General features: G+C 67.8%; 16 protein-coding genes. 8 read left to right on the forward strand and 8 right to left on the reverse strand.

The window, feature by feature from the left end:
* Position 1: 1 nt before the first annotated feature.
* On the reverse strand, positions 2-1,189 hold the full coding sequence (locus ACR2MZ_RS14365; RefSeq protein ID WP_434005734.1) for an acyl-CoA dehydrogenase family protein: 1,188 nt from the start codon (positions 1,187-1,189) through the stop codon (positions 2-4).
* A 54-nt stretch (positions 1,190-1,243) separates the two neighbouring features.
* On the opposite strand from ACR2MZ_RS14365, the gene ACR2MZ_RS14370 reads away from it, so the two are divergent.
* From ACR2MZ_RS14370 to ACR2MZ_RS14380, 3 genes are read left to right on the forward strand one after another with little or no spacing between them, the layout of a single operon-like run.
* On the forward strand, positions 1,244-2,557 hold the full coding sequence (locus ACR2MZ_RS14370; RefSeq protein WP_434005735.1) for a CoA-binding protein: 1,314 nt from the start codon (positions 1,244-1,246) through the stop codon (positions 2,555-2,557).
* Complete coding sequence (locus ACR2MZ_RS14375) at positions 2,554-3,156, forward strand: acetate--CoA ligase family protein (protein WP_434005736.1); 603 nt, start codon at positions 2,554-2,556, stop codon at positions 3,154-3,156. Before ACR2MZ_RS14370 ends, ACR2MZ_RS14375 begins: the two co-directional genes overlap by 4 nt.
* Positions 3,156-4,376, forward strand: coding sequence for a phenylacetate--CoA ligase family protein (locus tag ACR2MZ_RS14380; protein WP_434005737.1), 1,221 nt, complete (start codon positions 3,156-3,158; stop codon positions 4,374-4,376). Before ACR2MZ_RS14375 ends, ACR2MZ_RS14380 begins: the two co-directional genes overlap by 1 nt.
* Here ACR2MZ_RS14380 and ACR2MZ_RS14385 read toward each other — a convergent pair.
* On the reverse strand, positions 4,373-5,029 hold the full coding sequence (locus ACR2MZ_RS14385) for a TetR/AcrR family transcriptional regulator (protein WP_434005738.1): 657 nt from the start codon (positions 5,027-5,029) through the stop codon (positions 4,373-4,375). The two genes, ACR2MZ_RS14380 and ACR2MZ_RS14385, sit on opposite strands and share 4 nt — an antisense overlap.
* Positions 5,030-5,124: 95 nt before the next feature.
* Here ACR2MZ_RS14385 and ACR2MZ_RS14390 point away from each other — a divergent pair, with 95 nt between their 5' ends.
* Genes ACR2MZ_RS14390 through ACR2MZ_RS14400 form a run of 3 tightly spaced genes read left to right on the forward strand, consistent with a single transcriptional unit; the run spans position 5,125 to position 6,067 of the window.
* Positions 5,125-5,460, forward strand: coding sequence for a hypothetical protein (locus tag ACR2MZ_RS14390; protein ID WP_434005739.1), 336 nt, complete (start codon positions 5,125-5,127; stop codon positions 5,458-5,460).
* On the forward strand, positions 5,457-5,705 hold the full coding sequence (locus ACR2MZ_RS14395; RefSeq protein ID WP_434005740.1) for an LLM class flavin-dependent oxidoreductase: 249 nt from the start codon (positions 5,457-5,459) through the stop codon (positions 5,703-5,705). The genes ACR2MZ_RS14390 and ACR2MZ_RS14395 overlap by 4 nt, the downstream gene beginning before the upstream one ends.
* Complete coding sequence (locus tag ACR2MZ_RS14400) at positions 5,702-6,067, forward strand: LLM class oxidoreductase (protein ID WP_434005741.1); 366 nt, start codon at positions 5,702-5,704, stop codon at positions 6,065-6,067. Before ACR2MZ_RS14395 ends, ACR2MZ_RS14400 begins: the two co-directional genes overlap by 4 nt.
* Before the next feature lie 50 nt (positions 6,068-6,117).
* Here ACR2MZ_RS14400 and ACR2MZ_RS14405 read toward each other — a convergent pair whose 3' ends face one another.
* From ACR2MZ_RS14405 to ACR2MZ_RS14420, 4 genes are all read right to left on the reverse strand, one after another.
* Complete coding sequence (locus ACR2MZ_RS14405; protein ID WP_434005742.1) at positions 6,118-7,194, reverse strand: winged helix DNA-binding domain-containing protein; 1,077 nt, start codon at positions 7,192-7,194, stop codon at positions 6,118-6,120.
* Between the two features lie 67 nt (positions 7,195-7,261).
* Positions 7,262-7,471, reverse strand: coding sequence for a hypothetical protein (locus ACR2MZ_RS14410; RefSeq protein WP_434005743.1), 210 nt, complete (start codon positions 7,469-7,471; stop codon positions 7,262-7,264).
* A 20-nt stretch (positions 7,472-7,491) separates the two neighbouring features.
* Positions 7,492-7,938 carry a VOC family protein gene (locus tag ACR2MZ_RS14415; protein WP_434005744.1) on the reverse strand — a complete coding sequence of 149 codons (447 nt, stop codon included), beginning with the start codon at positions 7,936-7,938 and terminating at the stop codon, positions 7,492-7,494.
* A gap of 101 nt (positions 7,939-8,039) precedes the next feature.
* Positions 8,040-8,438 (reverse strand): helix-turn-helix domain-containing protein, encoded by a 399-nt coding sequence (locus ACR2MZ_RS14420; protein WP_434005745.1) that lies wholly within the window; start codon positions 8,436-8,438, stop codon positions 8,040-8,042.
* A 2-nt stretch (positions 8,439-8,440) separates the two neighbouring features.
* On the opposite strand from ACR2MZ_RS14420, the gene ACR2MZ_RS14425 reads away from it, so the two are divergent.
* Both ACR2MZ_RS14425 and ACR2MZ_RS14430 read left to right on the forward strand, forming a co-directional pair.
* Complete coding sequence (locus tag ACR2MZ_RS14425) at positions 8,441-8,581, forward strand: hypothetical protein (RefSeq protein ID WP_434005746.1); 141 nt, start codon at positions 8,441-8,443, stop codon at positions 8,579-8,581.
* 73 nt (positions 8,582-8,654) lie between these two features.
* Positions 8,655-11,015 (forward strand): xanthine dehydrogenase family protein molybdopterin-binding subunit, encoded by a 2,361-nt coding sequence (locus ACR2MZ_RS14430; RefSeq protein ID WP_434005747.1) that lies wholly within the window; start codon positions 8,655-8,657, stop codon positions 11,013-11,015.
* 101 nt (positions 11,016-11,116) lie between these two features.
* Here the strand turns inward: ACR2MZ_RS14430 and ACR2MZ_RS14435 are convergent, their stop codons facing one another.
* Both ACR2MZ_RS14435 and ACR2MZ_RS14440 read right to left on the reverse strand, forming a co-directional pair.
* Positions 11,117-11,926: a hypothetical protein gene (locus ACR2MZ_RS14435; protein ID WP_434005748.1), complete on the reverse strand. Its 810-nt coding sequence runs from the start codon at positions 11,924-11,926 to the stop codon at positions 11,117-11,119.
* Entirely contained in the window at positions 11,919-12,449 is a 531-nt protein-coding gene (locus ACR2MZ_RS14440; RefSeq protein ID WP_434005749.1) for an RNA polymerase sigma factor, read from the reverse strand. Before ACR2MZ_RS14440 ends, ACR2MZ_RS14435 begins: the two co-directional genes overlap by 8 nt.
* Positions 12,450-12,760: the final 311 nt, after the last annotated feature.

Here is a 12,760-nt window from a genome sequence, read left to right on the forward strand (position 1 = left end):
ATCAGCGGTAGGCGGGGATTCCGGTGATTGCCTCCCCGATGGCGAGCGTGTGGATCTCGTTGGTGCCCTCGTAGGTGAAGACCGACTCCAGGTTGTTCATGTGCCGCATCACCGGGTACTCCAGAGTGATCCCATTGGCGCCCAGAATGCCGCGCGCCTCCCGGGCGATCTCCAGTGCCGCCCGCACGTTGTTCAGCTTGCCGACGCTGACATGCGGGGCGGCGATCCTGCCTTCGTCCTTCATGCGGCCCAGGTGCAGCGCGAGCAGCGTGCCCTTGTTGATCTCCAGCAGCATCTCGACCAGCTTGCGCTGCGTGAGTTGGAAGCCTCCGATCGGCTTGCCGAACTGATGCCGGGTCTTGGCATAGTCGAGCGCGGCCTCGTAGCAGGCGCGTGCGGCGCCGAGCGCCCCCCAGATGATGCCGAAGCGAGCTTCATTGAGGCAGGAGAGCGGTCCCTTGAGTCCGACCACGCCTGGCAGCGCGGCGGACTCCGGCAGGACCACGTCCTCCAGGATCAGCTCAGAGGTGACCGAGGCCCGAAGAGAGACCTTGCGATGGATGTTGCGGATCGAGTAGCCCCGGCTGCCGGTCGCCACTATGAAGCCGCGAATGCCCTCCTCCGCCCGAGCCCAGACCACTGCCAGGTCCGAGATGCCGCCATTCGTGATCCAGAGCTTGTTGCCGTTCAGCACCCAGTCCGACCCACGCTTTTTGGCAGTCGCCCGCATGCCGGCGGGGTCCGAGCCGAAGTCAGGTTCGGTGAGCCCGAAGCAGCCGACCAGCTCGCCCTTCGCCATGCCCGGCAGCCACCGCTGCTTCTGCTCCTCGGAGCCGTAGCGGTGGATGGGAAACATGGCCAGCGAGCCTTGCACGGAAACGAAGCTGCGGAAGCCTGAATCGCCGGCCTCCAGCTCGAGGCAGGCCAGTCCGTAGCTGACGGCACTGGCCCCGGCGCAGCCGTAGCCCTGGAGGTGCATGCCGAGCAGCCCCAGCTCGCCCAGCTCGCGCGCCATCTCCTTCGGAAAGACTCCTTCCTCCCACCACTGCTCGATGCCCGGCAGGACGCGGTCCTTGACGAAGCCGCGCACGGTGTCGCGGATCAGCAGCTCCTCTTCCGAGAGCAGGGAGGCGATGTCCAGGAAGTCCGAGGGGTCCAGCCGCGTGGACGGCTTGGTGGCGGTGCTCACCCGCCCATTGTGCCTCAGCCTCCGCCATGCAGCAGGTGGAAGAATGGTCTGCCCATGGACGCTATCTTCCGGCCGCTGTCCGTGGCCGTCTACGGCGCTTCCCGGAACCCAGCGAAGCTGGGCCACACGCTGCTGCGCAACGTGCTAGGTGGTGGCTTCGAAGGAGACGTGATAGCCGTCAACCCCGCCGGTGGTGAGGTGCTGGGCTTGGCCACCGTGCCCCGCTTGGCGCGGCCGGTGGATCTAGCGCTGATCTCGGTGCCCGCGGACTCCGCCGAAGCCGCTGTCGCGGATGCCGTGCGGGCCCGCTGTGCGGCGGCGATCGTCCTGGCCTCGGGCTTCGGCGAGACGGGAGCTGCGGGGCGCGAAGTGGAGAGCCGGATGGCCGCCCGAGCGCGTGCTGCCGGCATGCGGCTGGTGGGGCCCAACTGTATGGGCGTGGTGAGCCGATCCGCTCCAGGTTTCTTCAATGGGAGCTACTTCTGGCGCCTGCCCCAGCGGCCGGGCAACATCAGCCTGGTTAGCCAGAGCGGAGCCTTTGGCGGCATGTTCCTGGCCGAGAGCCGCCGCCGAGGGCTCGGCGTCGCGCGCTTTCTCTCGGTCGGCAACAGCGCCGAGGTGGTCGAGACCGACGCCCTGGAATGGCTGGCGGAGGACCCCGCGACGGAAGTGATAGGCCTCTTCGTAGAAGCCTTCCAGCAGGGACGCCGCTTCGTCGAGGTGGCTCGGCGCTGCCCCAAGCCGGTGGTGGTGCTGAAGGCTGGCCGGCTGGCAGCCGGAGCTCGGGCAGCTGCGAGTCACACGGGATCGCTCGCCGGCAGCCGAGGCGCGGTGACGGCGGCCTTTCGCCGTGGCGGCGTCATCGAATCGGGTACCTCGGACGACTTCTTCGACAGCTTGCAGGTGCTGTCAGCCCGGCCGCCCACAGCTGGCCGCCGGATAGCCATCGTGACGATCTCCGGCGGCCCCTCAGTGCTCGGCGCCGACGCTGCCGAGCGAGCCGGCCTGGAGCTTCCCGCACTCGCCGCGAAGACGGTGGCTGAGCTCCGCCGGCTGGCTCCGAGCTTCGCCGCCACCGGCAACCCCGTCGATCTGACGCCGCAGTGTCCGCCGGACCACTTTCAGCCGGCGCTGCGGGCGGTGTTCACCGATCCGGCCGTGGAGGGCGTGGTGGCCATCAACTGCGGTCTGGATGTGCAGGAGTTCGGTCTCGGCCTGGCCCAGGCGCAGCGGGAGACGGGCAAGCCGGTCACCGCCTTCCTCCTCGATGTGCCCCAGATCGAGCAGCACCTGCGCAGCGCCGGCCTTCCGGTCCTGCCTACGCCGGAGCGGGCAGTCGCGGCCTACGCGGCGCTGGTTCCGCTGTGAGGGCGCTCAACGAGTGGGAGAGCAAGCTTCTGCTTGGCGACGTGCCGAAGCCGCGCGAGGCTCTCACCCGGACTCTGAATGAAGCCTTGGCCTTCTCCGCCTCGGTGACCGGACCTGTCGTAGCCAAAGCGCTGGGTCTGGCGCACAAGTCGGAGCGAGGCGCGGTCGTGCTGAACGCTGACCTCAGCGCCTGCTGGCAGCGCCTGGCCGCTCTGGGGGACGGCTCGGTGCTGGTCGCTGAGCAGGTGCGGGGCGAGCTGGAGCTCATCGCCGGCGGCTTGCGCGATGCGCAGTTCGGCCCTGTGCTGACGATCGGCCTGGGCGGCGTCACAGCTGAGGTGTTCCGGGACGTGGCGTTTCTGCTCAGTCCGGCCGAGCCAGGGGAGCTAGAGAAGGCGACTGCCAGGCTGCTCTCGGCGCCCCTTTTCCGCGGCTGGCGCGGGCGGCCGCCCGTAAACCTGGGCGCGCTGGGCTCGATCCTCGCCGCCATCGGTGCGCTGCTGGAAGCCGATCCCGAGGTGAGCGAGGTGGACGTCAACCCCATCCTCGTCCGGGACGGTCAGCCGCTGGTGCTGGATGCCCTGGTGGTGAAGGACTGATGACCGAAGCCGTCGACGCCGGGCTCGGCTGGACGGTTCAGCACGCTTATCGGGGCAGCGAGTTCTTTCGCCGCAAGCTCGACGCTGCCGGCGTCGATCCCCATTCGATCCGCAGCGAGGCCGACCTGCCCCGCTTGCCACTGACGACCAAGCAGGAGCTGCGCGAGGCCTATCCGTTCGGCTGGACCTGCGTGCCGCCGGAGCAGGTGGTCAGGATCCACGCCTCGACCGGCACCACGGGTAGGCGCATTCTCGCCACCTACACCGCGAACGATCTCGAGGATTGGGCGGCCATGTTCCAGCGCTGCTACGAATTCGCCGGGGTGACCGCCGCTGACAGAGTCCAGATCACGCCTGGCTACGGCCTCTGGACGGCCGGCATCGGCTTCCAGGCGGGCGCTGAGCGGTTGGGCGCCACTGCAGTGCCCACCGGACCGGGCAATCTGAACCTGCAGTTCGAAGTGATGCTCGACTTGCAGAGCACGGTTCTCTGCGCTACTTCGTCATTCGCCTTGCTGATTGCGGAGGAAACCCAGCGGCGAGGCCTCAACGAGCGGCTGGCGCTGCGGGTGGGGGTGTTCGGCTCCGAGCGCTGGGGTGAGGCGATGCGGAGCCGGATCGAGGAGTTGCTCAAAATCGAGACGTTTGACATCTACGGCTTCACCGAGCTGTACGGGCCCGGCATGGGCCTGGATTGCCGAGAACACGAAGGCATCCATTACTGGGACGACTACTACCTGGTCGAGGTGATCGACCACGCCAGCGAGAAGGTGCTGGCGGCCGGGGAGGAGGGCGAGCTGGTGGTGACCACGCTGCGCAAGCAGGCGCAGCCGCTGCTGCGCTACCGCACCCACGATCTGTCTCGCATCATCCCTGAGCCCTGCCCCTGCGGCAGCCCCTTTCCGCGCATCGAGCGATTGAAGGGCCGGGTGGATGACATGTTCAAGGTGCGCGGGGTGGCTGTCTTTCCGGCCCAGATCGACACAGTGCTTTCGGCGCAGCCCGGGCTGGGCAGCGAATACCAGGTGCTGTTGACCCGGCGGGAAGGCCGAGATCGCTTCCTGATCCGCGTGGAGGCCCCGGAGGTGTCCGGCACTGAGGTGCTGTCGGCGGCGCTGCGGCAGGAGCTGGGGGTTCGGCCGGAGATCGAGATAGTTCCGCCGGGCAGCCTGCCCCGGACCGACCGCAAGACGAAGCGCGTCGTCGACGAACGCGGCTAAGTTGCCTTAGCGGGTCCGGCTCCCGCAGGAGACGAAGGTTCGGTGGACCACCTCCCCGCGAGTATCTCGTTGATCATTTCGGTCAGCAGCGCTGCCACAGCAGCTGCGCTCCTTCCCCTCGTTGACAGCGACTCGTACGCGTCGAATGAGGTGAGGACCAGCAGCAGGTCGGCCAGGTCATCCAGATCCTCGGGGAGCGCGTCTCCACGCTGCTGGGCGAGACGCTGAAGGAGCACCATCAGCGCCTGCCGCCGGCGCTGGTTGCGATCCTCGCGCGCCAGCTCGGGGTCCAGAGTGGTGAGCGCGCGAAGCCGCCGGATGAGGAGTCGCTCCGACTCCCAAAGCCCGACGAAGACGCTGACCAGGATCTCCAGACCCGCCAGAGCGTCGGGAGTTCGGAACGCCTCAGGCAAGCGCTGGATGCCACCACGCAGGGCGAGATCGTCTGACATCGCGTCGACCAGCCCGACCTTGGAGCCAAAACGGTTGTAGACCGTCATCCGGGCCACCCCTGCCTGCTCTGCGACAGCGTCGATCGTGAAGCTCACCGGGCCGTCCGTGCTGAGCAGAGTCCGTGCCGCCTCCAGGATGCGCCGGCGCGTCTCGCTGGCGCCCAGCACTCGAACGTCGGATCTGTAGGACCGCGGACTCAACGCTTGCAGCCTATCTAATATTTGGCTATACTATCCATACAAATAAAGGAGGTGCTGCAACGTTCGGGGTCTTCGCGACCCGCCTGGCGGCGCGGTTGATAGCGGTTGTCCAGATCGCCCTCGGCCTGCTGTTCTGGACCGGCCAGGCCGACTGGCTGGTTCCCGTCCACATGACGATCGGGTTGCTCCTGGTCATCGATCTTTGGGCAGCCGTCGCAGTTGGGCTCAGGGCCAGGGTGCCGATCGCCCTGGCTGCCGTCGCCCTGGTTTGGAGCCTGGTCATGCCGAGCTTCGGGCTGGCCCAGGCGTCCTTGCTGCCAGGCGCGGGACACGTGCTAGTTCAGGTCGCTCACCTGCTGGTCGGACTGGCCGCCGTCGGCCTGATCGAGGCGCTCGGCGGTTGGTCGCAGCGTCGGGCAGTGCTGGCATGAGGCGCCGGCCCTTCCGCTTCGGCGCCGTCGACCTGCCGGCCATGGATTGGTCAGAACAGGCGCGGCGGCTGGAGGATCTGGGCTTCGACGTCCTGCTCATGCCCGACCGCCCGCAGCTGCCCTCCGCCCTGCCGGCGCTGGCGGCGGCGGCGGCCGTGACCAAGCGCCTGCGCGTCGGCACCTTCGTGCTGGCGGTCGCCAGACATCAGCTCGAGGATGTGATCCGTCCGGCCGGCGGGGAATGAAGCTGGCGGGCACGGTGGCTGACACAGTCACCATCAGCCTGCCGCCCCAGGCCACGGAGGCCGAGGTGGCTGAGCGGATCGGCTGGCTTCGGGACAGCGCCGGGGGGCGCGCGGACGAGATCGAGCTCAACTTGAACCTGGCGGCTGTCGGGGATGCGCCCACCCGCTGGCTGGCGGGAATGGGGCTCCAGCCGCGCGACCTCCATGCGGCCGGCTCGCCGATGGCGCTCTGGGGTAGCACCGACGACATGTGCGAGCAGCTCGAGCGCCGCCGGGAAAAGCTGGGCGTCTCCTACTGGTCAGTCCCTGCCGCCACGGCCGGACTGCTGGCACCGGTCATAGCCCTTTTGGGCGGTCGCTAAGGCCAGGACGCGCCCGACGCTCGCCGAGATACCGGATCAGACAGCGCCAGCTAGGCCTCTTCGATTCGAGTAGTCAGTTCCGCCGGAAGGCCATGAAATTGGCTGAACCGCTCGACTGCCCCCTGCAGCTGGACGTTCTCCTCAGCCGAGAGGGGTCGGCCAACGCTCACGTCGACGGTGACTGCTCCTTTGGCCGGTTTGCGCTTCCAGGACCCCAGCGTTCGGCCGGCGATGACCAGGGGCCTGGTCAGCAGCGTGCGATCGGCACCCGAACCGTCTAGGAAGTTCCGGAGACTCTGGTAGGCGACGACCGACTCGTCGTAGGTGGGGAGCAGGAAGGCCTGAGGGTCATCGCTTTGTGGCTCTAGCTCGCCAGGACCGAACCACGCCTTGCCCTCCCGATCTGTCCAGCTTTCCAGCGTCGTCCGGTTCAGCTCGAGGCCGATCCTGATGTCGGCCGTCGTGAGGCTGGACCACCAGCTGAAGTCCCTGATCGCGGCCGGCCCGTGGCTGCGGAAGTAGCGCAAGGTGAGCTCGGCCAGCGCCGCCTCACGATCCGCCTCCAACCCGCTCGTGGATTCGACCTCGAGCAGGGCGTAGGTGTGCTGACGGCCCTGGCGGGGACCGCTGGCGATCACTCCCTCCAGCTCGGCGTGCATGAAGATGAACCCCATCCGCGGGCCGTCGCCCTGGATCCCCGCTGCCAGCAGCCTCTCGACCAGCGCCGCCCGGGTCTGGGCCTGTCCCTCCCGCAGGCTGCTCACGAGCAGATCCGTTGCCTGGTTCAGGTTGGCCGCGTCCAGCTCGGAGTGGCGGTAGTACTGGGCGGTAGCGGCCTGCACCCTGGCGGCGGTCAGCTGCAGCAGCCAGCGGATGTCGGCGCGGCTCACGAAGTGCCAGGTCGGCCGCAGGATGTGCGTGCGCAGAATCGTCCCTTCGGTCAGAGCCCGCTCCACCTCGGACTCCGTCCCGGAGGCGAGCCGCTGGCCGACCGACCACTTGGCTTCCTCATACTCCTGCGCCTGCACGGCGCCCAGCCAGGTCACCATCTCCAACGCGGTCTTCAACGGCTGACCCGTCAGCCGCTGGTTGCGCTGGCGCCGCCTGATGATGTCACGCTCGTTCATGCCCGTCGATATAGCCGCGCTACCAGTGCTCGGGCTGTGTTGACTGCCTCTTCAATGGCCACTGCCCCTACCTTCGGGACATCGCACCCTTGCCGCCGTCAGACGGGTCGGCCCTGCTTTCCCACTGCTCGGGGCCGGCTCCCGGGGTCACGTCGCGCGAGCTGGTGTAAATCCGATCGTGCGGTTCGGTCAGCATGAGGCGTACGCCGAGCTGGGTGACGGGCGAGGGCTGGACGCCCGAGGCGTACCAGGAATGGCTCGAGGAACTGCTGGCCACGATCCTGCTGCCGCCGCGGCTCAGGCGGGGGTACCCTCCCACTTGCCTTCGACGAAGCTGTCGGACATCTGCGAGAAGCGGATGAAGTTTCCGAACGGATCGCGAAGGCCGCAGTCGATGCCGTAGCCGCGGTTGGTCGGCGGCTCGCTGAACTCCACGCCCTTGGCGACCAGCCCGTCGTAGGTCTTCTGGCAATCGTCGATGGTGAAGAAGAGGCTGCCGGCGGTCCGGCCCTTGGTGACCAGTGCCCTCACCTCAGCGGCACCGTTCTCGTCCATCGAGGGCGGCCCCGGCTTCTCTAGAAGAATTGAGCGATCGCCATCGCCGGGCACGCCCACCGTGAGCCAGCGCATGTAGCCGAGGGGGATGTCGTCGATCACCTTCAGCCCCAGCTTGCCGACGTAGAAATCCACGGCCTGATCCTGGTCGAGGACGTAGAGCGATGAGACGCGAAGTGACTTCAGCATTCGTTATTTCCTTCCTTCATAGGTTGTCTGTCGATGGGTTGTCTGTCGAGTGGGTCGTCGGCCCGCCGAGGACCACGCTACCCGTGCGCCGCTGGCGCGGCTTATCCAAAACTGCTCGGTGTCAGCCAGGCCATGGCGAAGCAGTTGGGTACCGGAAGCGGCTTCGTGTGGGACCGAAAGCGGCTCGGAGACTCGCCGACGATCCGGCTGAAAGTGCGGCTGAAGGTACCCAGGCTGGTGAACCCGACATCGAGGCAGATGTCGGTGATGTCGCGCCTGGTCTGGACCAGCATGTACATCGCGCGCTCGACCCGCCGCCGCTGCAGGTAGCGGTGCGGTGTCTCACCGAAGGCGGCGTGGAAGCTGCGAATAAAATGCGCCGGCGAGACGTGCGCGACCTGCGCCAGGCGCGGGATGTCGAGGGGCTCCGAATAGGAGCGGTCGATGGCGTCCCGGGCGCGCAGCAGGCGCCGGTTCAGCTCCTCCTCGGCGCGGCTCACCCGTGCATTCTGGCGAAGCCGGCCGGCGGCGGCGCCCCGCCGGCCTGGGGATTCGCCACCGCCACCCCGGTCTCGGGGCGGGCCGCTACGATCTCACCGCCATGCCGGTCATCGCCTGTCCGACAACCGTCATCCGCGTCTGAGGGCAGCCGAGAGCGAGCCGGCTCCTCACGACCGTAGGGCGAGACGTGCCCTTTGGCCGGTTACGCTTCTGCGGTGAGCGCCCCTCCCGCCAGGTCGGCAGAGAGCGCAGAGCTGCGGATCATCGGCAGGTCGCAGCGGAAGCTCGACGGGCGGGACAAGGTGCTGGGGCGCACGCGCTTCATCTCCGATCTTCAACTGCCTGGTCAGCTCGTCGGACGCATCCTGCGCAGTCCCCACCCGCACGCGCGCATCCTCTCCCTCGACGTAGCCGAGGCTGAGCGGCTGCCCGGGGTGCATGCGGTCCTCCACGCCGGCAACGTCACCCAGCGGCCGTTCGGCTACGGGCTGGACAACCTGCCGTTGAAGCAGGAAAAAGTCCGCTGCGCCGGCGACGAGGTGGCAGCGGTCGCCGCCGAGGACGAGGCGACGGCCGAGCGCGCGCTGGAGTTGATCGAAGTCGAGTACGAGCCCCTGCCAGCCGTCTACGATCCCCACGAGGCTCTGGCAGCCGGGGCGCCGGCGATCCACCCCCAACTGGCGGACCTGGATCCGAACGTCTCCATGCGCTGGGACTTCGACCACGGCGACGTCGAGCAGGCGTCGCGGGCGGCTCACGTCATCGTCGAGGGCACCTTCCAGAGCCCGCTTTCGGCTCCAGCATCCATCGAGACCCATTGCTGCATCGCCGCCTTCGATTCCGAGGGTCGGCTGGATGTGTGGACAGGCGTGCACATGGCCTTCATGTATCGCAAGGCGATCGCTGACACGCTGCAGCTGGACTGGCGGGACATAGTCATCCACCAGCCGCCGATCGGCGGCAGCTTCGGCGGCAAGATCGACATCGATCCCCTCGACTTCATCACTGTGCTGCTGGCCAAGGCGGCCCGCCGGCCGGTCAAAGTCCATCTGAGCCGGGAGGAGGAGTTCGTCGGCTCCCGCGTCCGCCAGCCCATGCAGATCCGGCTTCGCACAGGCGCCGACAAAGCCGGCAACCTCCTCTTTCGCGATGCCGACGTCATCTCCGACAACGGCGCCTACAACGCCTGGGGCTCGCATGCGCTGCTGGTTGTGATGCAGAGCATCAGCTCCCTCTACCGGGTGCCGAACTGTCGAGTGCGAGCGCGAGTCGTCTACACCAACAAGGCATACGGCGGCTCGGTTCGAGGCTTCGGCAACCCCGAGGCCACCTTCGCCATCGAGCAGCAGACCGAGGAAATAGCCGATCGGCTTGGACTGGACCCGATCGACCTGCGCCTCATGAACGCCAACCGCTCAGGCGACGTCACGCCGCAGGGCATGCGGATCACCTCCTGCGGCCTGGCGGAGTGTCTGGAAGAGGTACGCAAGGCGTCAGGCTGGGCAGAGCTGCGAGGTCGCCGGCGGCATCTGCATCGCGGGTTCGGCGCAGCCGCCTACATTCACGTCGGCGGGGGCGCCCGGATTTATCCGTCGGACGGCTGCGGCTCGATCCTGAAGATCGATGAAGCAGGCCGGGTGACGCTGATCAGCGGTGCCTCGGAGCTGGGCCAGGGTTCGGAGACTGTGCTGGCGATGGTCACTGCCGAGTCACTCGGCGTGCCGCTCAGCGCCGTCAGCGTGGTCAACGACTCCACAGAGCTCAAGCCGTGGGATGTCGGGGCTCACGCTTCGCGCACCACTTTTGTGGCCGGCAACTCGGCCCGCCTCGCGGCCGTCGAGCTTCGCCAGAAGCTGCTCGAGACAGCCTCTGAAATCCTCGAGGTTGACGCCGCCGATCTGACCCTTAGCGAGGGCGTCATCGCCGTGCGCGGCGCGCCCGACAGTTCACTGGCCTACGACAAGGTGGCGCGCCGGCGGATGCTGCGCCAGGGTGGCTCGATGCTGATGGCGACGTCCTTCTACGACCCGCCCACCGAGCCCCAGGACCGACTATTCGTGGGCAACATCTCGGCTGCCTACGGCTTCGGCGCTCACGTGGCGGAGGTGGAGGTGGAACCCGACAGCGGGCTCGTGCACGTACTCAACCTCTGGTGCGCTCACGACGTGGGTCGGGCGCTGAATCCAGCCGCGGTGGAAGGCCAGGTGCTGGGTGGAGCTGTGATGGGACTTGGCCTGGCCCTGACGGAGGAGCTCGGTGTGGCCGACGGTCAGCTGCTCCGGCCCAGCCCGCGGGAGTACGGAATGCTGACAGCACTGGGCATTCCGCCCATCCATGTCATCCCTGTCGAGACGATCGACCCCGAGGGTCCCTTCGGCGCCAAAGGCGTGGGTGAGGCCGGCGTGATCCCGGTTGCGGCTGCGATCGCCAACGCCGTAGCTGATGCGACGGGTGTGCACCCCCACGGTTATCCCATCGCTCCCTGGAAGCTGCTCGACTGGTTGCGGGGTCGGGAAGTGGAGGCAGGCGCTTCTGTCGCTGAGGGAAGAGTTTTCGGCTGCCAGACCACCCGATGACGCTCGCCGCACCGGATTAGCTGCGGAGCTAGCCGGCAGCGTGGCCCCAGCGCGCTGTGGCGCCGAGAACCAGTCGTTCTACGCCTGTTGTGACGGGTTCCTCACCTGCACGGCACACCGGGAACGGGAACCGGCGGGCAGACCGGCAGCGTGGGCAACGGTACGGGGGGCAGCGTAGGCAGCGGCACAGGGGGCAGCGTAGGCAGCGGCACAGGGGGCAGGGTGGGCAGCGGCACTGGCGGCAGCGGGGGCAGCGGCGCCGGCGGGGGCGCGGGTGCCGGCACCGGAATCGGCGGCTGGCCGCCACCGCCAGGGTTGGAAGGTGGCTGGCCGCCACCGCCTGGGTTGGCGGACGGCTGGTCGCCACCACCTGGACTGCCCGGCGTGGCGGGAGCCTGCCCACTCGGCGATGGCTGGGGCGCAGCGCCGCCGCCGCTGTTATCGCGGGGACCGGGGCTCGGGCTTTCAGTCCTGGGCGGCAGGGGGGTGGGTGATGCGCCCTGCAGCAACCTGGTCAAGCCGACCCGCTGCATGGTCCCACTGAAGCCGCCCGGCTGTGCCGACGCACCGCCAAAGGCCAGCGCCAGGATGACGACCACAGTCAGCGCCAGGGCCGGCGCCCAGTTCAAGTGCGGTTCCCAGACGCGCTTCGGCTTGCGTTCGAGTACCTGGCGGAAGGTTGCCGGAAGGTGGTCAGGCCGGTAGGACTTCAACTCACCCTGTACCAACGTTTGCCAGTCGGGCAGGCGAGCGGGGAGCCGGCTGGGTTGATATGTCTCCAACTCGGCCCGGATCAGACCGCCCCAGTCGGGCATCCTGGCGGGCAGTCGCCGGGGCTGGTAGGCATCGAGTTCGCCGCGAATCAAGGCAGCGATCTGGTCGGTCGGCCGCCGATTCTCAGTCTCATCCATTGTCGGGTCCTGAAGCTAAGGACGCTTCGGGAGCGGTTTCCGTTTTACCTATCACGCCGCGCATGATCCTGAGTGCGGCAGTCAAGCGCGAGGCGACCGTGCCCGGCGGGATGCCCAGCGACTGGCTGACCTCCTCTCGGGTGAGATCGCTGTAGTAGGTGAGCACCACCACTGCGCGCTGGTTGGGGTTGAGCGCCTCGAGGGCCCGACTCACGGCTGTGCGGTTCTCCGAGCGGTCGAAGTCGCTCACTTCCTCGCGGGTGAACAGCTTGACAGGCAGGAGTCGTGCCAGCTTCTGGCGTCGGAGGTGGGAGAGCGCTAGGTTGATGCCAATCCTGTGCAGCCAGGCACCGGCCGCGGTGATGCTCTCAGATTGCGCCTTGAAGGCCCGCTCGAACGTTTCCTGAGTCAGATCCTCAGCTGCCGCGCCGTCCAGGACAATACCGCGGATCGAGCGATAAATCGGCAGGCGGTAACGCTGGTAGAGATCGTCGAAGTCGAGTGATCCCGCCACCTCAGCCATGTCCCACAAACCTACGGGAGCAATGTGGTAAGTGGAGATGGTAAGTCCGCGCACGCGGGAAGGGATGACTATGCGACTTTGCCCAGCCGCGGCTTTCTAACAGCATGGCAAGCCCGCTGGGCCTCCGACTGGATGGGCCTGGCTGCCTGTTGCTGTTGCCTGTTCCGGCCAGAGTTAGCATCCGAGGCCCCAGATCGACGGGGCGCCTTCCGGGCCCTGATGCCCGCGTGCCAGGACCCGGTCCCCCGGGATCTTGGCGCCGCCAGCCCGGAACGCCGGTCAAGGGAGGCCATGAGGGCCTGCTGAATATC

The organism is Candidatus Dormiibacter sp. (assembly GCF_050999135.1).
In the GTDB taxonomy this organism is placed as follows: domain Bacteria; phylum Chloroflexota; class Dormibacteria; order Dormibacterales; family Dormibacteraceae; genus Dormiibacter; species Dormiibacter spiritus.